The 22428-nt window shown below is 71.5% G+C and carries 26 protein-coding genes, 1 pseudogene and 1 riboswitch; of the genes and pseudogenes, 20 read left to right on the top strand and 7 right to left on the bottom strand.

The window, feature by feature from the left end:
- Nucleotides 1-145: 145 nt before the first annotated feature.
- Nucleotides 146-2038 (bottom strand): ABC transporter ATP-binding protein, encoded by a 1893-nt coding sequence (locus AB0C96_RS35480; RefSeq protein ID WP_362923363.1) that lies wholly within the window; start codon nucleotides 2036-2038, stop codon nucleotides 146-148.
- Nucleotides 2039-2127: 89 nt separating this feature from the next.
- Nucleotides 2128-3861: an ABC transporter ATP-binding protein gene (locus tag AB0C96_RS35475; protein ID WP_362923352.1), complete on the bottom strand. Its 1734-nt coding sequence runs from the start codon at nucleotides 3859-3861 to the stop codon at nucleotides 2128-2130.
- Between the two features lie 235 nt (nucleotides 3862-4096).
- Between AB0C96_RS35475 and AB0C96_RS35470 the strand changes: the two genes are divergently transcribed.
- The 7 genes from AB0C96_RS35470 to AB0C96_RS35440 all read left to right on the top strand — a co-directional run bounded on the left by AB0C96_RS35470 (nucleotide 4097) and on the right by AB0C96_RS35440 (nucleotide 8616).
- Nucleotides 4097-4342: a MoaD/ThiS family protein gene (locus tag AB0C96_RS35470; protein ID WP_281066987.1), complete on the top strand. Its 246-nt coding sequence runs from the start codon at nucleotides 4097-4099 to the stop codon at nucleotides 4340-4342.
- 10 nt (nucleotides 4343-4352) lie between these two features.
- Nucleotides 4353-5579, top strand: coding sequence for a hypothetical protein (locus AB0C96_RS35465; protein ID WP_362923350.1), 1227 nt, complete (start codon nucleotides 4353-4355; stop codon nucleotides 5577-5579).
- Between the two features lie 180 nt (nucleotides 5580-5759).
- On the top strand, nucleotides 5760-6461 hold the full coding sequence (locus AB0C96_RS35460) for a DUF2993 domain-containing protein (protein ID WP_362923348.1): 702 nt from the start codon (nucleotides 5760-5762) through the stop codon (nucleotides 6459-6461).
- Nucleotides 6462-6682: 221 nt separating this feature from the next.
- Nucleotides 6683-6790, top strand: a complete 108-nt coding sequence (locus AB0C96_RS35455) for a putative leader peptide (protein WP_362923347.1) — start codon at nucleotides 6683-6685, stop codon at nucleotides 6788-6790.
- Nucleotides 6791-6997: 207 nt separating this feature from the next.
- The gene (locus AB0C96_RS35450) at nucleotides 6998-7843 is read left to right on the top strand and encodes a sulfurtransferase (RefSeq protein ID WP_362923345.1); all 846 of its coding nucleotides are present in this window, start codon (nucleotides 6998-7000) and stop codon (nucleotides 7841-7843) included.
- A 42-nt stretch (nucleotides 7844-7885) separates the two neighbouring features.
- A complete protein-coding gene (locus AB0C96_RS35445) occupies nucleotides 7886-8173 on the top strand; it encodes a DUF1416 domain-containing protein (protein ID WP_362923343.1) in 288 nt (95 codons plus the stop codon).
- Between the two features lie 155 nt (nucleotides 8174-8328).
- Entirely contained in the window at nucleotides 8329-8616 is a 288-nt protein-coding gene (locus tag AB0C96_RS35440) for a DUF3099 domain-containing protein (RefSeq protein WP_362923342.1), read from the top strand.
- A gap of 75 nt (nucleotides 8617-8691) precedes the next feature.
- On the opposite strand, the gene AB0C96_RS35435 is transcribed toward AB0C96_RS35440, so the two are convergent.
- Nucleotides 8692-9057 carry a DsrE family protein gene (locus AB0C96_RS35435; RefSeq protein ID WP_362923340.1) on the bottom strand — a complete coding sequence of 122 codons (366 nt, stop codon included), beginning with the start codon at nucleotides 9055-9057 and terminating at the stop codon, nucleotides 8692-8694.
- Between the two features lie 318 nt (nucleotides 9058-9375).
- Between AB0C96_RS35435 and AB0C96_RS35430 the strand changes: the two genes are divergently transcribed.
- From AB0C96_RS35430 to AB0C96_RS35405, 6 genes are all read left to right on the top strand, one after another.
- On the top strand, nucleotides 9376-9963 hold the full coding sequence (locus AB0C96_RS35430; RefSeq protein WP_362923338.1) for an FABP family protein: 588 nt from the start codon (nucleotides 9376-9378) through the stop codon (nucleotides 9961-9963).
- 29 nt (nucleotides 9964-9992) lie between these two features.
- A riboswitch (cobalamin riboswitch) is annotated at nucleotides 9993-10065 on the top strand.
- A gap of 146 nt (nucleotides 10066-10211) precedes the next feature.
- Nucleotides 10212-11255 (top strand): iron ABC transporter permease, encoded by a 1044-nt coding sequence (locus AB0C96_RS35425; protein ID WP_362923361.1) that lies wholly within the window; start codon nucleotides 10212-10214, stop codon nucleotides 11253-11255.
- The gene (locus AB0C96_RS35420; RefSeq protein ID WP_362923337.1) at nucleotides 11255-12118 is read left to right on the top strand and encodes an ABC transporter ATP-binding protein; all 864 of its coding nucleotides are present in this window, start codon (nucleotides 11255-11257) and stop codon (nucleotides 12116-12118) included. Before AB0C96_RS35425 ends, AB0C96_RS35420 begins: the two co-directional genes overlap by 1 nt.
- Nucleotides 12119-12127: 9 nt before the next feature.
- On the top strand, nucleotides 12128-13168 hold the full coding sequence (locus AB0C96_RS35415; RefSeq protein ID WP_362923335.1) for an ABC transporter substrate-binding protein: 1041 nt from the start codon (nucleotides 12128-12130) through the stop codon (nucleotides 13166-13168).
- Between the two features lie 45 nt (nucleotides 13169-13213).
- The gene (locus tag AB0C96_RS35410) at nucleotides 13214-13651 is read left to right on the top strand and encodes a transcriptional repressor (protein ID WP_362923334.1); all 438 of its coding nucleotides are present in this window, start codon (nucleotides 13214-13216) and stop codon (nucleotides 13649-13651) included.
- Nucleotides 13652-13682: 31 nt separating this feature from the next.
- A complete protein-coding gene (locus AB0C96_RS35405) occupies nucleotides 13683-14663 on the top strand; it encodes a folate-binding protein (protein WP_362923332.1) in 981 nt (326 codons plus the stop codon).
- A gap of 67 nt (nucleotides 14664-14730) precedes the next feature.
- Here the strand turns inward: AB0C96_RS35405 and dtd are convergent, their stop codons facing one another.
- Nucleotides 14731-15156, bottom strand: coding sequence for a D-aminoacyl-tRNA deacylase (gene dtd / locus AB0C96_RS35400; protein WP_362923331.1), 426 nt, complete (start codon nucleotides 15154-15156; stop codon nucleotides 14731-14733).
- 469 nt (nucleotides 15157-15625) lie between these two features.
- Here dtd and AB0C96_RS35395 point away from each other — a divergent pair, with 469 nt between their 5' ends.
- The 5 genes from AB0C96_RS35395 to AB0C96_RS35375 all read left to right on the top strand — a co-directional run bounded on the left by AB0C96_RS35395 (nucleotide 15626) and on the right by AB0C96_RS35375 (nucleotide 19221).
- Nucleotides 15626-16171, top strand: coding sequence for an ABC transporter substrate-binding protein (locus tag AB0C96_RS35395; RefSeq protein ID WP_362923359.1), 546 nt, complete (start codon nucleotides 15626-15628; stop codon nucleotides 16169-16171).
- A gap of 78 nt (nucleotides 16172-16249) precedes the next feature.
- On the top strand, nucleotides 16250-17233 hold the full coding sequence (locus AB0C96_RS35390) for an asparaginase (RefSeq protein ID WP_362923357.1): 984 nt from the start codon (nucleotides 16250-16252) through the stop codon (nucleotides 17231-17233).
- A 222-nt stretch (nucleotides 17234-17455) separates the two neighbouring features.
- Nucleotides 17456-17887: an ankyrin repeat domain-containing protein gene (locus tag AB0C96_RS35385; RefSeq protein ID WP_362923329.1), complete on the top strand. Its 432-nt coding sequence runs from the start codon at nucleotides 17456-17458 to the stop codon at nucleotides 17885-17887.
- 254 nt (nucleotides 17888-18141) lie between these two features.
- Nucleotides 18142-18708, top strand: a complete 567-nt coding sequence (locus tag AB0C96_RS35380) for an NAD(P)H-dependent oxidoreductase (protein WP_362923328.1) — start codon at nucleotides 18142-18144, stop codon at nucleotides 18706-18708.
- Nucleotides 18709-18909: 201 nt separating this feature from the next.
- Entirely contained in the window at nucleotides 18910-19221 is a 312-nt protein-coding gene (locus AB0C96_RS35375; protein ID WP_362923327.1) for an SH3 domain-containing protein, read from the top strand.
- Between the two features lie 239 nt (nucleotides 19222-19460).
- On the opposite strand, the pseudogene AB0C96_RS35370 reads toward AB0C96_RS35375, so the two are convergent.
- Nucleotides 19461-19589: pseudogene (locus AB0C96_RS35370) on the bottom strand (transposase); the annotation flags it as partial.
- A 207-nt stretch (nucleotides 19590-19796) separates the two neighbouring features.
- Nucleotides 19797-20384 carry a TetR family transcriptional regulator gene (locus tag AB0C96_RS35365; protein WP_362923325.1) on the bottom strand — a complete coding sequence of 196 codons (588 nt, stop codon included), beginning with the start codon at nucleotides 20382-20384 and terminating at the stop codon, nucleotides 19797-19799.
- A 142-nt stretch (nucleotides 20385-20526) separates the two neighbouring features.
- On the opposite strand from AB0C96_RS35365, the gene AB0C96_RS35360 reads away from it, so the two are divergent.
- Together AB0C96_RS35360 and AB0C96_RS35355 are read left to right on the top strand one after the other, a co-directional pair.
- Nucleotides 20527-20940 (top strand): VOC family protein, encoded by a 414-nt coding sequence (locus AB0C96_RS35360; protein WP_362923323.1) that lies wholly within the window; start codon nucleotides 20527-20529, stop codon nucleotides 20938-20940.
- 96 nt (nucleotides 20941-21036) lie between these two features.
- Nucleotides 21037-21456: a helix-turn-helix domain-containing protein gene (locus tag AB0C96_RS35355; protein WP_362923322.1), complete on the top strand. Its 420-nt coding sequence runs from the start codon at nucleotides 21037-21039 to the stop codon at nucleotides 21454-21456.
- A gap of 43 nt (nucleotides 21457-21499) precedes the next feature.
- On the opposite strand, the gene AB0C96_RS35350 is transcribed toward AB0C96_RS35355, so the two are convergent.
- Nucleotides 21500-22360 carry a class I SAM-dependent methyltransferase gene (locus tag AB0C96_RS35350; RefSeq protein WP_362923320.1) on the bottom strand — a complete coding sequence of 287 codons (861 nt, stop codon included), beginning with the start codon at nucleotides 22358-22360 and terminating at the stop codon, nucleotides 21500-21502.
- Between the last annotated feature and the right edge of the window lie 68 nt (nucleotides 22361-22428).

The following is a 22428-nucleotide window of genomic DNA, read 5'->3' as shown; positions in this document are numbered from 1 at the left end:
GAAGTCCGGAGGAGCGGCACCGCACCCGACAAACCCACGCCCGCCGCAGGCGCCACGGCGAGAAACACCCACGGCGGGAAAGACGACAACGTGGGGAGAACGCCGGCCGCCAAGGCCACGGCGCCGCAGACAAAAACGTGGGCGGCTAAACCACCGGCTCCGCGAATTGGGCGGCGTAAAGACGTGCGTACGCCCCGCCCGCTGCCAGTAGTGCTTCGTGGGAGCCCTGTTCCACGATCGTGCCGTTCTCCATGACGAGGATGGTGTCCGCGTCTCGGATGGTGGACAGGCGGTGGGCGATGACGAAGCTGGTGCGGCCGGTGCGGAGCTGGGCCATGGCCTGCTGGATGAGGACCTCGGTGCGGGTGTCGACCGAGCTGGTGGCCTCGTCGAGGACGAGGATGGCCGGTTCGGCGAGGAACGCGCGGGCGATGGTGATGAGTTGCTTCTCGCCCACGGAGACGTTGTCGCCCTCCTCGTCGATGACGGTGTCGTAGCCGTCGGGGAGGGTGCGGACGAAGCGGTCGACGTGGGTGGCCCTGGCGGCCGCGACGATCTTGTCCATGGAGGTGCCGGACGGGGCGCCGTAGGCGATGTTCTCCGCGATCGTGCCGCCGAAGAGCCAGGTGTCCTGGAGGACCATGCCGATGTTGGCGCGCAGGTCCTCGCGGGACATGGCGGCGATGTCGGTGCCGTCCAGGGTGATCCGGCCGCCGCGGACCTCGTAGAACCGCATCAGGAGGTTGACCAGGGTGGTCTTGCCGGCGCCGGTCGGGCCGACGATGGCGACGGTCTGGCCGGGGTGCACGGCGAGGGAGAGGTTCTCGATGAGGGGTTTGTCGTCGGTGTAGGAGAAGGAGACGTCCTCGAAGGAGACGTGGCCCCGGACGTGTTCGGGGCGGGCCGGCCGTTCGGGGTCCGGGTGCTGCTCGTTCGCGTCGAGGAGTTCGAAGACCCGCTCGGCGGAGGCGACACCGGACTGGACGAGGTTGGCCATCGAGGCGACCTGGGTCAGCGGCTGGCTGAACTGGCGGCTGTACTGGACGAAGGCCTGCACATCGCCGATGGAGAGGGCACCGGAGGCGACGCGGAGGCCGCCGACCACCGCCACCAGGACGTAGTTGAGGTTGCCGATGAACATCATCGCGGGCTGGATGACGCCGGAGATGAACTGGGCCTTGAAGCCGGCCGCGTAGAGCGCCTCGTTCTGCTCGCGGAAGAGCTCGGCGGACTCCTTCTGGCGGCCGAAGACCTTCACCAGGCTGTGGCCGGTGTACATCTCCTCGACGTGGGCGTTGAGCTTGCCGGTGGTCTTCCACTGCTGGACGAACTGCGGCTGGGCCCGCTTGCCGATCTTGGTGGCGACGACGATCGAGACCGGGACCGTGACCAGGGCGACCAGGGCCAGCAGCCAGGAGATCCAGAACATCATGCCGAGCACGCCGACGATGGTCAGCAGTGAGCTCACGATCTGGCTGAGGGTCTGTTGCAGCGTCTGCTGGACGTTGTCGATGTCGTTGGTGGCGCGGGAGAGGACCTCGCCCCGTTGCTGCTTGTCGAAGTAGCTGAGCGGCAGCCGGGCCAGCTTCTCCTCGACCTGTTCGCGCAGGCGGAAGACCGCGCGCTGGACGACGCGGGTGGCGATCCGGGCCTGGACGAAGCCGAAGAGGGAGGCGCAGGCGTAGATCAGCGCGACCGAGAGGAGGACCACGCCCACCGCGTCGAAGTCGATGCCGTGGCCGGGGACGACCGGCATGGTGGCGATCAGGTCGGCCAACCCACCCTGGCCGTGGGCGCGCAGCTGGGCGGCGGCCTGGGCCTTGGTCAGTCCGTCGGGCAGCTGGCGGCCGATGATGCCGGACATGATCAGGTCGGTGGCGTGGCCGAGGACCTTGGGGCCGACGACGGTCAGGGCGACGCTCAGGACGCCGAGGAGCAGCGCGACGGACATGATCGTGCGCTCGGGGCGCATCTGGGCGAGCAGGCGTCTGCTGGAGCCCTTGAAGTCGAGGGACTTCTCGGTGGGCTGGCCGCCCATGAAGCGCGCAGGACCGACCGCCGGGGCCGGTCCTCGTCTCGGGGCCGCCGCGGGGGCCTCCGCGGTGGCCGCTGCCTTGTCCGGGGGTGTCACGCCGCCTCCTGCTCGGTGAGCTGGGAGAGCACGATCTCCCGGTAGGTCTCGTTGTCGGCCATCAGCTCGGTGTGGGTGCCGGTGCCGACGACCCGGCCCTCGTCCAGGACGACGATCCGGTCGGCGCCGCGGATGGTGGAGACCCGCTGGGCGACGATCACGACGGTGGCCCGGTCGGTCTCGCGGGCGAGCGCGGCGCGCAGCGCGGCGTCCGTCGCGTAGTCCAGGGCGGAGAAGGAGTCGTCGAAGAGGTAGATCTCGGGGCGTCGCACCAGCGCCCGGGCGATCGCCAGCCGCTGGCGCTGGCCGCCGGAGACGTTGGAGCCGCCCTGGGCGATGGGGGCGTCCAGGCCGCCGTCCATCCGGGCGACGAACTCCCGCGCCTGGGCGGTCTCCAGGGCCTGCCACAGCTCGTCGTCGGTGGCGTCCGGGTTGCCGTAGCGGAGGTTGCTGGCGACCGTGCCGGAGAAGAGGTAGGGCTTCTGCGGGACCAGGCCGATGGCGGTGGCCAGCGTCTCCTGGTCGAGGGTGCGGACGTCCTCGCCGTCCACCAGGACCGCGCCGCCGGTCGCGTCGAAGAGGCGGGGGACCAGCCCGAGGAGGGTGGACTTGCCGCTGCCGGTGGAGCCGATGACGGCGGTGGTCTCACCGGGGCGGGCGACCAGCGAGATGTCCTTGAGGACCGGCTGCTCGGCACCGGGGAAGCGGAACTCGACGTTGCGGAGCTCCAGTTCGCCGTGTCGGCGCAGCTCGGTGACCGGATGCTGCGGCGGGGTGACGCTGGAGTCCGTCGCGAGGACCTCCTGGATGCGCTCGGCGCAGACCTCGGCGCGCGGCAGCATCATCACCATGAACGTCGCCATCATGATCGACATCAGGATGTACATCAGGTAGCTGAGGAACGCCGTCAGCGCGCCGATCTGCATGTCCTCGCTGTCGATCCGCAGCCCGCCGAACCACACCACGGCCACGCTGGAGAGGTTCACGATCAGCATGACCAGCGGGAACATCATCGACATCAGCCGGCCGGCACGCACCGAGATGTCGTACAGATCGGTGTTGGCGCCGGCGAACCGCTCGCGCTCGTGCCGGTCGCGGACGAAGGCGCGGATGACCCGGATACCGGCGATCTGCTCGCGCAGCACGCGGTTGACGGTGTCGATGCGCTCCTGCACCCCGCGGAAGAGCGGACGCATACGGCGCACGATCAGTGAGACGAGAATTCCGAGGACCGGGACGATGACCAGGAGCAGGGCCGACAGCGGCACGTCCTGATTGAGCGCCATGATGATTCCGCCGACGCACATGATGGGCGCCGACACCATCATCGTGAACGTCATCAGCACCAGCATCTGGACCTGTTGGACGTCATTGGTGGTGCGGGTGATCAGGGACGGCGCGCCGAACGTGCCGACTTCCCGGGCGGAGAAGGACTGCACCCGGTCGAAGACCGCGGCGCGGACGTCCCGGCCGAGCGCCATGGCCGTACGGGCGCCGAAATAGACGGCTCCGATTGCGCAGACGATCTGTAGCAGCGTGACGGCGATCATGAATCCGCCGAGGCGGAGGATGTAGCCCGTGTCGCCCTTCACGACACCGTTGTCAATGATGTCGGCGTTGAGGGTGGGCAGATAGAGAGTTGCCAGGGTCTGGATCAGCTGGAGGAACACGATCAGGGTTATCGAGCGCCTATGGGGCCGCAAATGCGCCCGCGCGAGTCGGACCAACACACAATGAGCCTAATTGAACGCTTGCCTTCGGCAATCGAATTTCCGAAGTACGCCCAGGGCGGAACCGGCGGCCGTTCCCGGCACTCGCCCGCAACCGGGCCGGCCGCCGGGTAGGCCATCATGGAGGCGGCAACGACGGGGCTGCCGCGCTCACGGTCAGCTCCCGCGGCCGACCTGACGAACCGACCCGACGAACCCACACGACGAAGAGGCCGCCGTGACAACAACTGGCACCGTGCGCTACTGGGCCGCGGCCAAGGCCGCCGCCGGCACGGCAGAGGAGCCGTACGCGGCGGCGACGCTCGCCGAGGCGCTCGACGCGGCACGCGCGGCGCACGCCGCGAACCCCGAGTTCGCCCGCGTCCTGCTGCGCTGCTCATTCCTGGTGGACGGCGATCCGGTCGGCACCCGCGACCACGCGGCGGTGCCGCTGGCCGAGGGCGGCACCGTCGAGGTCCTGCCGCCGTTCGCGGGAGGATGAGCAGCAGACCATGAGCGACAACCAGCCGCAGGGCCGCCCGTACGAGGCGCCGGAGCCCTACCAGCCGCAGCATCCGTACCCGCAGCCGGACCCGTACGTCCAGCAGCCGCACCAGGCGCAGCAGTCGGGACATCCGCCGTACGACCCCCAGGCGGCGTACGGCGACCCGTACGCGCAGCAGGCGTACGACCCCTACCCGCAGCCGCAACAGAACCCGTACGGGCGCGACCCGTACGGGCGCGACCCGTACGGGTACGACGGCTACCCGCACCCGACGCAGACCCAGCCGGCGGCGCCGCAGCACCCGCACCACGACCCGCTGCCGCCCCAGCCCGCCCAGCACCAGCCCGCCCAGCACCAGAGCGCGCCGCCGACCGAGGAGCCGTACGGCCACCAGCACCCGCCGCAGGCCCAGCCGGCGGCGACGGCCACCACGGACACCGCGGCCGCCGCGGCACCGGCCGCCGCCCAGCCGCTCACCATGGCCCCCAACCAGCGCGCCCGCCTTGAGGGCCGCTCGCCGATCATTCCGCCCGGTATCCAGCCGGCTGCGCTGACCGCCGGGCTCGCCCTGCTGCTCGCGCTGACCGCGCCGCTGGCCCGCCCGGTGCTCGCGGTGCCGGTGGCGCTGTTGCAGGCGGTCACGGCGGCCGGCTGGTTCCGGCTGAACGGCATGTGGCCGGCCCGCCAGGGCATCGCGCTGGCCTTCCTGGCCGGTCTGACCACCGATGCCGCGCTGCTGGCCACCGACCGGACGAGCGCGCCGCTGGTGTGCATCGGCACGCTCGGGGTGTGGTGCCTGCTCGTGCTGATCCTCCAGCTGCGCAACCGCAGCAGCGCCGACGAGCGGATGTACGCGCTGACCGCCGGCCTGACCTCGACCGCGTTGACGGTGCTGGCCGCAGGGCAGCTCGCGGCCAATCAGCACGCGGTGGTGGTCGGCGCCGCCGCGGTCGCGGCGGCCACGCTCGCCCGGGCGCTGCCGCTGCCCTCGTTCGTCTCGCTGGCCGTCGCGCTGCTGGCCGCCGCGGGCGCGGGCATCGGGGCCGGCCAGTTGACCGGCCTGGGGACGTCCGGCGCGCTGCTCGGCCTGGCGGCCGGCGGCTGTGCGCTGGTCGGCCTCCGGGTGGCCAGCTACGACTACCCGTCGCGGTTCGTCCACATGACGGCCGGTGTCGCCCTGCCGCTGGCCCTGGCCGCGCCCGCGGTGTACGTCCTGGGGCGGGCGCTGGGCTAGCCCGCCACCACACCGCCCTCCCGGATCCGGCGGCCGTCGCAGCGCGCTCCTCGCGCCCCGCGGCGGCCGCCGCTCCCGTTCCGGCGACCGGGTCGTCTAGGGTCGGTCCGGATCGCAGGCAGGGGGCCTGCGCGGACGAGTCGGCCGGGATTCCGGCCCAGGTGTGGGGGGTGTGGTTCGATGCGAGCACTGCGGGTGCTGCTGATCGTCATCGTGATATTCGGCGGGCTGTTCGTGGCGGCCGACCGGGTGGCGGTCAATCTCGTCGAGGACAAGGCCGCGGACAAGATCCGCGCCAGCCAGGGGCTCGGCCGGACCCCGAACGTCTCCATCAAGGGCTTTCCCTTCCTGACCCAGGTCGCCGGTCGCAGCCTGGAGGAGGTGGACGCCGACCTCGGCGGCATCGAGGCCAGGGCCGAGGGGCACACGCTGCGCATCGACAAGCTGTCCGCGCAGTTCCACGACGTCGGGCTGACCAGCGACTTCATGTCCATCGAGAGCGCCGCCTCGGCGACCGGTACGGCCCGGATCAGCTACGCCGACCTGACCAAAGCGGCGGGCGGCGAGGTCAAGATCACTTACGGCGGGCAGAAGAACGGCCGCAGCCAGGTCAAGATCTCACCGAACGTCCCGCTCCTCAGCTCGCTGGACGTGACGGGCTCGATCAGCATCGTGAACGGCAACACCGTCCGGCTGCGCGCCGACGGGCTCCCCGGGATGTGCCGGGCCCTGCCGGGGTGCGAGTCGAAGGTGCGCGCCCAGACCGACCACGACTGGAAGCTGGACCAGCTGCCCGGCAACCTGAAGCTGGACGAGGTGTCGACGCGCACGGACGGCATCTCGATCTCCGCCTCCGGCAAGAACGTCAAGCTCCCGGGCTGACCGGGCGCACCCGGCGGGCCGCCCCACCGGCCCGCCGGCTCGACGCAGTCCACACACTGAGACACCCCAGTCCGTACGCCAGACCCCCCACCCGCGTACGCCCTCCGGCGCCCCGCCCGTGCGCACCGCGCGCGACCTTGCATCCCGCAATGCGGACAATCTCATCTCGCCATTTGACACGCCGGTGACACGCCCCGCTCCGCGTCCCTACGATCGGGGCCATGCAGAGCGCATTGAGCCGTCCCCGCCCACGGGGACTGGCGGTACTCACGAAGCGGCGGGCAGTCGACCTGTGCCGCGTCGCCGCCATGCTCTGTCGCCCTGTCTGACGGGCCCCTGCGCCCTCCCCGCGCCCTCAAGGAGCAGGGGGTGCGTCACCGGCCCGGCCGGCCCCTCAGGCCACACCCCGCGTGTCCCGTACAGCGCCACTCCGAACCCCCACGAAAGTAAGGGGCGCCCGGAACCGATCGGCGCGCACCCGGCGTACCCGCACACCCCCCTCAACCGCCCCCGCAACTGCCCCGGAGGAGAAGAACATGAGCCGCAGCGACGTCCTCGTAGACGCCGACTGGGTCGAGGCCCACCTTGAGGACCCGAAGGTCGTGATCGTCGAGGTCGACGAGGACACCTCGGCCTACGACAAGAACCACATCAAGAACGCGGTCCGCATCGACTGGAAGAAGGACCTCCAGGACCCGGTGCGCCGCGACTTCGTCGACCAGGCGGGCTTCGAGAAGCTGCTCTCGGCGAAGGGCATCGCCAACGACGACACCGTCGTCCTCTACGGCGGCAACAACAACTGGTTCGCCTCCTACGCCTACTGGTACTTCAAGCTCTACGGCCACGACAGCGTCAAGCTGCTCGACGGCGGCCGCAAGAAGTGGGAGCTGGACTCCCGCGACCTGGTCGACGGCTCCGAGGTCCCCAACCGCCCGGCCACCGAGTACCAGGCCAAGGCCCAGGACACCGCCATCCGCGCCTTCCGTGACGACGTCGTCGCCGCGATCGGCAACCTCAACCTCGTCGACGTCCGCTCCCCCGACGAGTTCAGCGGCAAGCTGCTCGCCCCCGCGCACCTCCCGCAGGAGCAGTCGCAGCGCCCCGGCCACGTGCCCAGCGCCCGCAACATCCCCTGGTCGAAGAACGCCAACGACGACGGCACCTTCAAGTCGGACGACGAGCTCAAGGCCCTCTACCAGGAGGAGTCCGTCGACCTGGCGAAGGACACCATCGCCTACTGCCGGATCGGTGAGCGCTCCGCGCTGACCTGGTTCGTGCTGCACGAGCTGCTCGACCAGGCCAACGTCAAGAACTACGACGGCTCCTGGACCGAGTACGGCTCGCTGGTCGGCGTCCCGATCGAGCTCGGCGCCAACAAGTAAGCAAGACGGCCTCTCCCCCGAACCCCTCAAGGAAGTACCGCTATGTGTGGAGCACAGGCAGGCGGCCCGGACGCCTCGACCATCAAGCCCGGTGAGACCACGATCCAGGGCAGCGTGACCCGCGACGGCCAGCCCGTCACCGGTTACGTCCGACTCCTGGACAGCACCAACGAGTTCACCGCCGAGGTCCCGACCTCCGCGACCGGACAGTTCCGCTTCTACGCGGCCGAGGGCACCTGGACGCTGCGCGCCCTCGTGCCGGGCGGCACCGCGGACCGCACCGTCGTCGCCGAGAAGGGCGGCCTGGTGGAGGTCGCCATCGCCGTCTGACGGCGCTCGAAACGTACCTTCCGTACGGCCGGAGGGCCGCACCCCAGAGGTTTGGACGCCTTGCGCGGGGGTGCGGCCCTTCTGCTTGCCCGGCGCCGGAACCGGGGCCCTCGCGCCCGCTTCTGTCCCGCCCGCTACGGATTTACCGTGGACGTATGTACGCGCACCGCCGGTCGCCCGCAGAGCGCCGTCACCGCCAGTACTTCGCGTTGATGGGCGGGTGCCTGGTGCTGTTCGTGCTCGCCTGGAGCGTGGTGCGGCTGTGGTCGGTGCCGGCCGCGGTGGCCATGTGCGTGGTCGCCATGGTCATCCCACCGATCGCGGCGGTCATCGGCAACCGACGGGAGCCCGGTGAGCGCTGGTGGGACGAGTCGGGCGACCCCGAGTCCGACCGCTGGTGGCGCGAGCTGGACGACCGGGGCGACACCAAGCACCCGCGGTAGTCCGGGCCCGCGGCATTCCGGCCCCCGGTAGTCCGCCCCCGCGGCGGGCCCGGCCGGGCCCGCCTCCGGGCGGGCTCAGTACACCAGCGCCTGGACGTCTTCCGCCATGATCTCGCTGACGAAGACCTGGGCGCCGGCGATGCCCGCCCCCTCGATCAGGTCCTTCTCCTCGACACCACGCCGGGCCGCGCACTGGGTGCAGACCGTGATCGCCCCGCCGCCCGCGCGGATCCCGTCGATCAGCTCCGGCAGCGGCGCGGCGTGCGGCAGCTCGAACTCGGCCGCCCGCCCCGGCAGCGCGAACCACACCGACTCCCCGGTCAGCCACAGCGACACCTCGACGCCGCTGGCCACCGCCACCGCCGCCACCGTGAACGCCTGCGAGCACCGCTCGGGCGCATCGGCCCCCGCCGTCACCTTGATCACGAGCTTCTTCGCCATAAGGCAAGAGTAGGCGGCAGGGGCGGGAAGGGAGGTGCGCCCTTACTCCTTCAGGGCCGGAGTCGGACCACTCCCGCAGGGCCGCGGCGGACCTCACAGCGCCGCCGTCACCGCCGCCGACTAGACTCGCAGGCGGTCCGTTACACCCTCACTCCGTCCAAGGAGCGCGCTCGTGCTTGAGGCATTCTTCACCACCCTGTTGGTTCTGGTCGCCGTCGGCGTGATCGCGTTCGCGGGTCTGACCTGGAAGAAGCTGTACCAGGGCCAGCGCTGAACGTCCCGAGCAACCCCTCCCCACTAGAGATCGTCTGAGCTCTCATGATCGAGATCCCGTCCGACCTGAACCCGGCACTGGTGCCGCTCGCCTTCCTCCTCGGCAACTGGGAGGGCGCGGGTGTCCACGACTTCCCCGGCTCCGAGAAGTGCAACTTCGGCCAGGAGGTCACCTTCACCCACGACGGCCGCGACTTCCTTGAGTACGTCTCGCACACCTGGGAGCTCGACAAGGACGGCAAGAAGGTCCGCCCGCTGGAGAGCGAGTCCGGCTACTGGCGCATCGACGCCGACCGCAAGGTCGAGATCGTGATGGTCCGCGACCAGGGCATCGCGGAGATCTGGTACGGCGAGCTGGCCGACCAGAAGCCGCAGATCGACCTGGTCACCGACGCCGTGGCGCGCACCGCCGCCGGCGGCGCGTACAGCGGCGGAAAGCGGCTCTACGGCTACGTCAAGGGCGACCTGATGTGGGTCGGCGAGAAGTCCACGCCGGACGTGCCGCTGCGCCCGTACATGTCGGCGCACCTGAAGAAGGTCGCCGACCTCAAGGAGTGGGCCGAGAGCCTGCCCGACGACATGCCGGACGGGGTGGCCTTCTTCAACCCGGACGGCACGCCGTACCAGGGCTGACCGGCCCACACTGCACGACGCGCCCCGCGGGGGAAGTCCGGTGAGAGTCCGGCGCTGACCCGCAACGGTAAGCGGAAGCCCCTTCCGCAAGCCCGATCGCCCGCGGCGGCGCCCGCTCCTGACAACTCGCCGTGGACTGCGAGGGGACGCCGCCGTTGCCCGGGCACCTCCGCCCGGCGCTCCGGGCCGCCGCTCCTTCCCCAGACGCCGCGGCCCGAGCCGAAGGCGTCCGTCCCTTGGCAAGCCCCGTGGCGGGCCCCGCCCGAACCATCCCCCTTGTGGCCGCGCTCGGCGCCGCCCTGCTCGGCTCCGTGCTGTGCGGCGTCGGCCTCGGCGCCGCAGGGGTCGGCTGGGCGCAGGTGCTGCGCTACCTCGGCGCCGGACTGACCGGCGGCACCATCGCGCCGGACGAGGTCTCCGCGTACACCATCGTGTGGGAGCTGCGCCTCCCGCGGGCCGTGCTGGCCGCGGTCGTCGGCGCCGGGCTCTCCGCCATCGGGGTCGCCGTCCAGGCCCTGGTCCGCAATGCGCTCGCCGATCCGTTCGTGCTGGGCATCTCCTCCGGCGCGGCCGTCGGCGCCAACGCCGTCCTGCTCTTCGGGGCGCTCGGCGCCCTCGGCGTCTGGGCGCTGTCGGTCTCGGCGTTCGTCTCCGCGCTGATCGCGATGGCCCTGGTGTACGCGGCCGCCCGCACCGTCCACGGGCTCACCCCGCTGCGCCTGGTGCTCACCGGCACCGCGATGTACTACGGCTTCTCCGCGATCACCACCCTGATGGTGTTCACCGCCGACCGCGGCGAGGCGGCCCGCTCGGCGATGATGTGGCTGCTCGGCAGTCTGAGCGGGGCCGGCTGGGGCTCGCTGCCGATCGCCGCGGTCGCGGTGGCCGCCGCACTGGCCCATCTGCGGCTCTCCGCCGGCCGGCTGAACGCGCTGGCGATGGGCGACGAGACCGCCGCCGCCCTCGGGGTGGACGCCGGGCGGCTGCGGCACGAGCTGTTCGTGGTCGCCGCGGCGGTCACCGGTGCGGTGGTCGCGGTCAGCGGTGCGATCGGCTTCGTCGGGCTGATGGTCCCGCATGTGACCCGGATGCTGGTCGGTGCCGACCACCGCCGGGTGCTGGCCGTCGCCCCGCTGCTCGGCGCGGTGCTGCTGGTGTGGGTGGACCTGCTCTCGCGGGTCCTGCTGGCGCCGGTCGAACTGCCGGTAGGGGTGATCACCGCCGTCATCGGCGTGCCCTGTTTCGTCCTGCTGATGCGACGGCGCGGCTACACCTTCGGAGGCGGCGCCTGATGCGGATCGACATCGAGGACCTGTCCGTGGACGTGGCCGGCCGCCGCCTGATCCACGACATCACGCTACGAGCCGGCAGCGGCCGCCTCGTCGGCCTGGTCGGCCCCAACGGCAGCGGCAAGTCCACCCTGCTGCGCTGCGTCTACCGGGCGCTGCGGCCGGCCGCCGGGGCGGTCCTGCTGGACGGTGCGGACCTGCACGCACTCGGCGCCCGGGAGGGGGCCCGGCTGCTGGCCGCTCTGCCCCAGGAGGCCGGTACCGAGTTCGACTTCACCGTCGCCGAGATCGTCGCGATGGGGCGGCTGCCGCATCAGCGCGGTTCGGGCCGGGCGAGCGCCGCGGACACCGCGGTGTGCGAACGGGCGCTGGCCCGGGTCGGCGCCGGCCACCTGTCGGGGCGGGGCTTCCTCAGCCTGTCCGGCGGCGAGAAGCAGCGCGTCCTGATCGCCCGCGCGCTGGCCCAGGAGCCGCGGGTGCTGGTGCTCGACGAGCCCACCAACCACCTCGACATCGCCCAGCAGTTGGAGGTGCTGGCGCTGGTGCGGGACGGGGGCGCTCCCCCGGCCACCGCCGAGGGGACCACTGGGGGGACCGCCACCGGCACGGAGTCCGCAGGCGGCCGGACCGAGTCCGGAGGCGGCCTCACGGTGCTGACCGCGCTCCATGACCTCAATCTGGCCGCCGTGCACTGCGACGAGCTCCACGTCCTCGCCGACGGCCGGATCGTCGCCTCGGGCCCGCCCCACGAGGTGCTCGTCCCCGAGCTGCTGGCCGAGGTCTTCGGCGTCCGCGCCCACCGCGTCCGGCACCCCGAATCGGGCGCCGTCCAGCTGCTGTTCGACCGCCTCCCCACCGCCCCCTGAGGACCCGTCATGCCCCGCCGCACCACCCCGTCCACCGCCCTCGCCCTCGGTCTCGTCCTCGCCGCCGCACTGACCGGCTGCGGCGCCGAGGTCGCCGGCGGTCCCGGGACCGGGCACGCCCCCCGCGACCGCTCCGACCACTACCCCGTGATCATCGAGAACTGCGGGGTGAAGACGGTGTACGACAAGGCGCCGCGCCGCGTGGTCACCAACGACGTCAACACCGCCGAGATCATGTTCGCGCTGGGCCTTGCGGACCGGATGGCGGGCTACGTCATGCCCGACGACAAGGGCGACGTCGACTCCGTGCCCTGGAAGGCCGCGTACGGCAAGGTTCCCTGGCTCTCCAAGAAGGCGATCACCAAGGAGATCGCCCTCGACGCTCAGGCCGACCTGGTCTTCGCGGGCTGGAACTACGGCTTCGGCGAGGACAACGGACTGACCCCCGCCTCCCTCAAGAAGCTCGGCATCGGCAGCTACGTACTGACCGAGTCCTGCCACAACGGCCGGGACGGCAGCGCCCGCGGCGTGATGCCGCCCCTGGAGGCGCTCTACGCCGACCTCACGAACCTGGGGAAGCTCTTCGACGTCGAGGACCGGGCCGCCGCCCTGGTCGCCAAGTACCGGCGCCAGATCGCCGAGGCCGCGGCCAAGGCCCCCGCGCCCTCGCGGCGCCCCACGGTCTTCCTCTACGACGACGGCCGCGACAAGCCGCTGACCTCGGGCCGGTACGCCGCTCCGCACGACATCATCACCAGGGCCGGCGGTGAGAACGTGATGAAGGACCTCAAGGACTCCTGGACGAGCGTCGGCTGGGAGACCGTCGTCGCCCGCAACCCCGACGTCATCGTCATCAACGACTACGGCGACACCTCCGCCGCACAGAAGAAGGCCTTCCTGATGTCCTTCCGGCCGCTCGCCGACGTCCCGGCGATCAAGCACCACCGGATCTACGTCATGGACTACGCCGACCTCGTCGAAAGCCCCCGCAACCCGGCCGCGATCAGCGATCTGGCCCGCTATCTGCGCGGCGTACGGCCGGCCGGCTGACGGCGCCGCCTCCGCGGGCCGCCGCGCGCCTCCTACACTGGCTGTGTGGTGACCACCGACTGGCAGAGCGACCTCCGCAGGCGCGGATACCGCCTGACCCCCCAGCGCCAGCTCGTGCTGGAGGCTGTGGACAGGCTGGAGCACGCCACCCCGGACGACATCCTGACCGAGGTGCGCAAGACCGCGGGCGGGGTGAACATCTCCACGGTCTACCGCACCCTGGAACTCCTCGAAGAGCTCGGCCTGGTCAGCCACGCCCACCTCGGGCACGGGGCGCCGACGTACCACCTCGCCGACCGCCACCACCACATCCACCTGGTGTGCCGGGACTGCACGGACGTCATCGAGGCGGACCTGTCGGTGGCCGAGCCGTTCACCGCGACGCTGCGCGAACAGTTCGACTTCGACACGGACATGAAGCACTTCGCGATCTTCGGGCGTTGTGCGGCGTGCCGTACCAAGGCCGCCCAGGCCGACGGCTGAGGCATCCGCGTTCGAGTCGTAGGCTGGCCCCATGCTGCGACATTCACCCGCCAGCCCCCTGCTGTCGCTGCCCGGCGCCGTCCCCGCCGAGGCCCCCGACGAAGGCGTCGCCGCGCACTACGGCGACCTCTTCCGAGAGCAGCGCGCCCTCGCCGACGGCTCCGGCTTCGTGGACCTCTCGCACCGCGGCGTGGTCACCGTCTCCGGGCCCGAGCGGCTGAGCTGGCTGCACCTGCTGCTCACCCAGCACGTCAGCGAACTCCCGCCCGGCCAGGCCACCGAGGCGCTGATCCTGTCCGCGCACGGGCACATCGAGCACGCCCTCTACCTCGTCGACGACGGCGAGACGACCTGGATGCACACCGAGCCGGGCAACCAGGAGGCGGTGATCGCCTACCTGGAAAGCATGAAGTTCTTCTACCGGGTCGAGGTCGCCGACCGCACCGACGAGATCGCCGTGGTCCACCTGCCGGCCGGCTCGATCACCGAGACGCCCGCGGACGTCGTCGCCCGCGAGACCGCGCACGGCCGCGACCTGTTCCTGCCGCGCGCCGACCTGGAGTCGTTCGCCGCGGCCGCGGGACCGGCGATCGGCGTGCTGGCGTCGGAGGCGCTGCGGGTCGAGGCGCACCGCCCCCGCCTGGGCCTGGAGACCGACCACCGCACCATCCCGCACGAGCTGGGCTGGATCGGCACCGCGGTACACCTCCAGAAGGGCTGCTACCGCGGCCAGGAGACCGTCGCCCGGGTCCACAACCTGGGCAAGCCGCCGCGCCGGCTGGTCTTCCTGCACCTGGACGGCAGCGAGGTGCACCTGCCGCCGCACGGCGCCCCGGTGCGGCTGGCCGCGGACGGCGAGGAGGGCCGCCAGCTCGGCTTCGTCACCACCTCGGCCCGCCACCACGAACTCGGCCCGATCGCACTGGCGCTGGTCAAGCGGAACGTACCGGTGGACGCCGCCCTGCTGGCGGGCGGCACGGCGGCGGCACAGGAGGTTGTCGTCGAGCCGTAGGGGGCGTCGAGCCGCAGGGGGCGGGGGCCGTTGGGCGTGGCTCAGGGGGCGTGGCCCCGGGGCGGGGTCAGACCTCGACGAGCACCGTGAACGGCCCGTCGTTCGTCAGCGACACCTGCATCTGCGCGCCGAAGCGGCCGGTCTCCACTGGGGCGCCCAGCGCCCGCAGCTGTGCGACGACCTCGTCGACCAGCGGCTCGGCGACCGGCCCGGGGGCCGCCGCGTTCCAGGTGGGACGGCGGCCCTTGCGGGCATCACCGTAGAGAGTGAACTGGCTGATCACCAGCAGCGGCGCCCCGGTGTCCGAGCAGGACTTCTCGCCCTGCAACATCCGCACCGACCACAGCTTGCGGGCGAGCTGTGCCGCCTTCTGCGGGGTGTCGTCGTGTGTGACCCCCACCAGCACGCACAGGCCCTCCCCGACGATCTCCCCGACCGTTTCGCCCGCCACCTCGACGCGTGCGCCGTCGACCCTCTGCACCACAGCTCGCATACCCGCCATCATGCCGGGCGACCGGGCGGCTTCGGACCGCCGTACCCCCACGGGGGCCGTTCGGGTGCCATGGCCCTGCGGAAGGAGCGCCCAGAGTGGCACGATGCGTGCACGCGGTGTGTTTCAGGGACAACATGCCCTGGACGCGGCACCGGACGAGGGGACGGAACGATCCATGAGCACTGTCGGCGCCGGACAGACACCCGGTCCCGTACCAACCGCCCGTACGACGCCAGACGCCCGTACGACACCGGACGCCCGTACGACGCCAGACGCCCGTACGGCACCGGACGCGCGGACGGCGCCGGACAGACGAACGGCCCCGGCCTGCCCCGCGCCGGACGCCGGACGTACCCCGTCCGCCCCACCGGCGCCGCCGTCCGCGTCCACGACGAGTACCGCCACCACCTCCCCGCCCACCACCACGGCATCGGCCCGCGACGAGCCGACCGGCACCAAGGACGACCCCATGCTCCAGGCAGGCCAGGCGCACCACCCCCGCCCCCCGCAGCAGCGCGACCGCTGCCGCCCGGCCACCACCCCCGATCTCGCCGGCCTGGGGCTGCCCGACCTACGGGTACTGCGGCGCGATGCGCAGCAGGAGGAGGCCGATCTGAGCTATCTACGGCGGTTGTTGCAGGGCCGGATCGACATTCTGCGGGCCGAGATCGCGCGCCGGAGCGCCCAGCACTCGCCGCTGCTCGACCGGCTGCCGGAGATCCTCACGGATCTGCCGTCGCGGCACCGCTCCTCGGCACGGCATGTGACGCTCGGCACACCGCACAGTGAGGAGTACCGCAGGCTCGCCGAGGAAATGCTGGGTGAGGTGGAGCTGTCCGACCTCACCGCGCGTACGGACCAGGAGCTGCACGACGCGATGGGGCGGCTGATCCGCCACGAACGGCAGGTGTCACAGCGCCGCCAGTCGCTTCAGCGCACCACCGACGATTGCAGTGCGGAAATCGCCCGCAGGTACCGTGAAGGTGAAGCACAAGTAGACGACCTGCTGTCCTGAGCCGGCCACAAGCCACCGGGGCAGGGGCCGCTCCCCACACCCGGAAGGCCGCCGATGACCTCGTCCCCGCCCGTCCCGATGCCCGAGTCGACCCCGGCGTCCGCAGGGGCCGTACCCGCCGTGGTCTCCCCCGTCCTCGCCGAGGTCGTGCGCTCCGGCTTCGTGGAGGGCCGGCACCGCGGCTCGCTGGTGGTACTGGCGGCCGACGGCAGCGTGGAATCGGCGCTGGGCGATGTGAACGCCCCGGTGTTCCCCCGCTCCTCGAACAAGCCGATGCAGGCCGCCGCGGTGCTGCGGGCGGGGCTGGAGCTGTCCGGTGAGCGGCTGGCGCTGGCTGCCGCGAGCCACTCCGGCGAGGCCTTCCACCTCGACCTGGTGAAGACCATGCTCGCCGAGCACGGGCTGACCCCCGAGCACCTCCAGACGCCGCCGGACCTGCCGCTGGACCCGTCGGAGGCGGAGGCCTACCTCGCCTCGGGCGGGGTCCGTGACCGGCTCGCCATGAACTGCTCGGGCAAGCACACCGCGATGCTGGCCGCCTCCGCGCTCAACGGCTGGCCGCTGGACTCGTACCTCGACCAGGACCATCCGTTGCAGCAGCTGGTGGCCGAGGGCGTACGCAGCGCGAGCGGCGAGGACGTCGCCCATGTCGGCACCGACGGCTGCGGCGCGCCGCTGCTCTCGCTCTCGCTGACCGGCCTGGCCCGCGCCTTCCGGCACTTCGTCCTGGCGGAGCCGGGCACCCCGGAGCGGCGGGTGGCGGACGCGATGCGCGCCCACCCGGAGTACGTCGCCGGCACCCGCCGCCCCGACACCTGGCTGATGCAGGCGCTGCCCGGGACGCTGTCGAAGATGGGCGCCGAGGCCGTCCAGGCGGTGGCCCTGCCCGACGGCCGCGCCATAGCCTTCAAGATCGACGACGGGGCCACCCGCACCCTCGGCCCGATCCTCGCCCGCGTGCTGCGCGAGATGGGCATCGACTCCCCCGTCCTGGACCGCCTGGGGGACGTTCCGCTGCTGGGCGGCGGCGTACGCGTCGGGGAGATCCGGGCGGCGTTCTGACGACCGCGCCGGTGCGGCGGCCGGGTCGTGCCGCGGCTCCCGCGCCGGCCGCCGCGGCCGGCCCCGCGGGCTCCCCGCGGCCGGCCTTCGCGGGCTCCCCGTAACCGGCCCCGCCACGGCCGCCACCTTCGGCCCGCGACCGCTGCCGCAACGGCCATGGCCTGCATAAAGTGGCGATGACAGTGCACACACACCACCCACCACAGCAGGAGGCCGGCGACCATGAGCGACGCGAATCCCGAGCCGCAGGGGCCCGAGGCGATCGAGCACGCGCATGACCCCGAGGTACTGCAACTCGCGGCGAAGGTCTTCGACCTGGCGCGGCATGGTGACACCGACACCGTCGCCGCGTACGTGGACGCGGGCGTTCCCGCCAACCTGACGAACGACAAGGGCGACTCGCTGGTGATGCTGGCCGCCTACCACGGCCACGCGGCCACCGTGGAGGCGCTGTTGAAGCGCGGCGCCGACGCCGACCGGCCCAACGACCGCGGCCAGACGCCGCTGGCCGGTGCGGTGTTCAAGGGTGAGGACGAGGTCGTCAAGGTGTTGATGGCCCACGGCGCGAACCCCGCCGCGGGCACGCCCTCGGCGATCGACACGGCCCGGATGTTCCAGAAGACGGAGCTGCTGGAGCTGTTCGACGCGGGGTGACGCGGCGACGCGCGTGACGGCGTGACGGCGTGACGCGTGGCGAGGTGGCGTGCGTGGCGAGGTGACACCGTGGCGCTCGTGGCGAGGTGGGCGCGGTGGCTCGGCATCGCAGGCCGGCGGCTGGCGGCCGGCGGCCTGCGGCTGGCGCTGCCCCCCACCTCGCTTGACCTCAACCTTTCTTGAGGTCCTAGCGTCGGGTCCCGACGACGGCACCGCCGTCACCGGTCACTCCGTCACCCATGAAGGGCCCGCGCATGTCCCAGCACCCCTACCGCCTCGCAGTGATCATCGCCAGCACCCGGGAGGGCCGGTTCGCGCCCGTCATCGCGAACTGGTTCACCCGGCACGCCGAACGCCATCCCCAGATCGCCCTCGACGTCGTCGACCTGGACGTGGTCCGCCCGTACGCACTCCGCCACGGCACCGAGGAGTACGAGTCCTACGCCAAACGCATCGACGAGGCGGACGCCTTCGTCGTGATCACCCCGGAGTACAACCACTCCTTCCCGGCCCCGCTCAAGCACGCCGTCGACCTGCTGCACTCCCAGTGGCAGGCCAAGCCGGTCGGCTTCGTCTCGTACGGCGGGATCTCCGGCGGCCTCCGCGCCGTCGAGCAACTGCGGCTGGTGTTCGCCGAGTTGCACGCCACGACGGTCCGCGAAACGGTCTCCTTCGCGCTCGCCGGCGCGCTCTTCGACGACGCGGGCCGACTGCACGACCCGGCCCCCGCCGCCAAGGCCGCGGACGCCCTGCTCAAGCAGCTGAGCTGGTGGGCCGTGGCTCTGCGCGAGGCCCGAGCCACCCGCCCCTACGGGGGCTAGTACTGCAACGGCCCCTGCCGTGACAGGCGGCCAGGCAATGGGACACCTTGCTGGACAAGACGTGGCCGCCGTCGAACAGGATCCTCCTTTGCGTTCGTAGCGGCGGTGCGGGCAGCGACGACCGAAGACGATCATGAACATGATATCTTTTGTCCGATCAAGATCGTCTTGGTCAGCTTCTCTACTCACACAGGAGTAGTTGTGACCTTTGCAGTACGGGGGAAGAACACCCGCAAGCGCGCCTTCGCGCTGACGGGCCTGGCGCTCGCCGCCGCCATCGGTGGCGCGACGCTGTCCACGCCGGCCTACGCCGACGACGTCTACGGCCACTGCACCGGGGACGGTGTGCGCATCCGCTCCACCCCAAGCACGTCGGGCGCGGTTCTCGGCCTGTGCTACACCGGCGAACGGCTGGCGCACCGGGACACTTCCAGTGACGGCCAGTGGGACAAGGTCTACGACGTCGACAACGGCGTCTCCGGGTGGATATCCCACGGCTACTTCAGCTGGTGATCCACCTCTACTGAGACCACGGTCGGAGCGGTAACGGGCTGCGAACCGCGGTCAACCAACCGGGGGGTTCTGGTGCAGGCACCAGAGCTCCCCGGAGTTGTCTCGGCGTCAGTCGTCAAAGGTTCACGGGATGGGGCCCCGAGATCGAACCCGACGGAACGACGCTCCTCGGCGACTGCCCCTGAAGACCATCTCGTAGCCGTGCCGGGCCGTGGGTGCCGGCCTGGTCGTGCAGGTGTTCCGAACCGCGTCGCCAGATCCCGCCACGGGATGCCGGTCCGCTGACAGAACAGGTTCCCGTTGATCACCCGACGGCGGTTCTTCCAACGCCCTCCGCGTCCGACGTCCTTCGGCAAGTGAGGCGCCAGATGGGCGGGACGGACGGAGAACTGCCACGTCGGCGTCTTCCTCGCCTATGTCACCGAGCGCCGACGGACGCCGATCGACCGCCGGCTGCATCTGCCCACCTCCTGGACCGACACGACGCGGACACAGCCCATAAAACTGCCCAACCATCAGCACGAACACCGTTGCAGTACCAGGCCGGTCGACCGTGACCCACGCCGCGCCGCCGCCTACCCCGCGTCCCCCTCCGGGCCGATCGCGCGGTCGACGAGTGCCGCGATCACGTCGCCGGTCTCCTCGTCCGGCACCACCCCGGGCACGGTGAGCTGCTCCAGCATCAGCCCGGTCATCGCGAGATACATCAGCAGCACGGCCGTGCGGTCGCCCGGCAACCCGCCGTCCACATGGAAGCGGATGTTGTCGTCGAGCGCCGCCCGGAAGGTGCGGGTCAACGCGGCCCGCAGCTCGGGCCGTCGGGTCGCCTCCAGGCGCAGCTCCAACATCGCGAGATAGCCGGTGCGGTTCTCGGCGACCCGGCGGTTGATCCAGTGCATCAGCTCGACGACCAGCGCCCGGTCGCGTGGCGCCGCCATCACCTCGGCGACCTCGTCCGGGTCGGGCGCGATCCGCTCGTGGATCTGCGCGGTGACCTGGGCCAACAGGTCGTCCCGGTTGGCGAAGTAGTTGGACGCGGTGCCGTTGGGCACGCCCGCGGCCACATCGACGGCCCGGAAGGTCAATCCGCGGGAGCCGTCCCGCGCCAGCACCTCGATCGCGGCATCCACCAGCGCCGCACGCCGTTCGGGGTTACGCACCATGCCACGGCCCTCCTCTTCGGGCTCTTCACGCTCTTCCACAAAGAACGTTTCCATAAAGGACTTGCAACCACTACGCCCAGAGTACTACAACTGGAGTTGTTGCCGCGGCCGGACCGGCCGGCCGCGAACGGAGAGGACCACCATGCGCTTCGCCAAGCTCGGCACCGCCCTGCTCACCGACGACGTCGCCGCCAGCACCCGTTTCTACGTCGACCACTTCGACTTCAAGGCACTCGTCGAACTGGACTGGTACGCCAGCCTTCAGCACCCCCAACACCCCGACTTCCACCTGGACTTCACCCTGCGCGGCCACGAAGCCATGCCCGAGGACTTCCGCAACCAGCAGACCGGCGGGGCGCTCCTCGGCTTCCTCGTGGAGGACGCCGAGGCCGAGGCGGCCGCCCTGCGCGCCAAGGGCGTGCCGATCGCCATACCGGTACGCGACGAGCCCTGGGGGCAGCGCCGTTTCAACGTCTGGGCACCCGAGGGCACCCTCATCGAGGTACTTCAGACCATCGACCCCGACCCGGAGTGGCTGGCCGCCCAGGGCCTGTGACGCCCCGGGCCGGATACTGGTCCGAGGAAGGACGACATCAGCGGCCAGATGACGTCAGAGGCCAGACGACGCCGGAGGCCAGAGGGGGGCTGCACCATGGGCGCACGCAAGGGTCCGTACGAATGCGGACTGGACGCCGCCGTGGACGTCATCGACGGGAAGTGGAAGGTCCTGCTGCTGTGGGCACTGGCTCAACGCCCCCACCGGTTCGGCGAACTGCGGCGGGAACTGCCGAAGATCACCGAAAAGGTGCTGGCCCAGCAGCTGCGCGAGCTGGAGGCCGACGGCATCGTGCACCGCGAGAGCTTCCCCCAGGTGCCCCCGAAGGTCGAGTACTCCCTCACCGCCGCCGGCACCTCGCTCAACGAGGCACTGGCCCCCCTCGGCGCCTGGGGTCGGGCCCATATGGCACACCTGGAGGCCACCTATCCCCAGCGCCACCCGGACCAGGAAGGCGCCCCCACGCCCCAGGAAGGAACTCCCGTCACCACCTCCCTCCGGCCCGCCACCCCCTGACGACCCCCTGTCCCCTCACGGCCGGCCAGCTCCTCACGACGTGCTACCTGCGAACCGTCGAGGCGATGTGCACGTTCATCGCACACGGAATCCGACCGTCCGGCAGTACCGACGCCGCCGACTCCGCCTCGAAGCGGGCACGTAGCTCCGCGACGATCGCGGGGTCGAGCGGACCGAGGTCGTAGAGACCGCCGACGGTCGCCCAGATCCGCTCCTGCGGGCCGGTCAGGTCGATCCGTACGGTCTCCCACTCCACGGGCTCGAAACCGGCCGGACCGAACACCGCGTCAAACCCCTCACGAGTCCGCAACCGCCGGTCCCCCAGCACAGGAATCCGCTGTTCCGCCGGCGCCGCCTCGAACAGCGGTCGCGCCACCCGCTGGAACGTCTCGTACGCCTCCCCGCCGGCCGCGCCGCCCCCGAGAACGGCGGCCAGCGTGCCGCCGGGCTCCAGCACCCGCGCCACCTCGGCCGCGACCCGCTCCGCCTCACCCATCAGCATCAGCGCCATATGGGAGACACAGCCGTCGAACTGGGCGTCCTGGAAGGGCAGTTGCTGGGCGCGGCCGACCCGTAGGTCGACCCGCTCACCCCCAGGCCGTCGGCGGGCCAACGCCAGCTCCTCCGGCGACAGATCGAGCCCTGCGAGCATCCGCCCCGAGCCCGGAACGCGGGCGTCCGAGCCACCCGCGCCACTCGCGTTCCCCTCCGCGCCGAGGAGTTCCAGCAGCAGCCCGTCACCGCACCCCAGGTCCAGCACTCGCACGGCCCCCGCCACCCGGTCCCGGAGGATCTCGTAACTGGACCGGCCGTCCTCGGCCCGGCCATGGGCCATCGCCCCTACGGTCACTGCGGGATGCGCGGCGTGGAAGGACCGCAGAAAGGTTTCCTGATCCGTCACCATCCCGCGATCGTAGAGCGCTCCGCCCCGCCCGGAGTCTCGTCCGAAAGCTCGTCCAAAAGCTCGTCCGG

It is taken from the genome of Streptomyces sp. NPDC048506 (genome assembly GCF_040651315.1).
In the GTDB taxonomy this organism is placed as follows: Bacteria; Actinomycetota; Actinomycetes; order Streptomycetales; family Streptomycetaceae; genus Streptomyces.
This window is presented reverse-complemented; position numbering and strand designations above follow the sequence as displayed.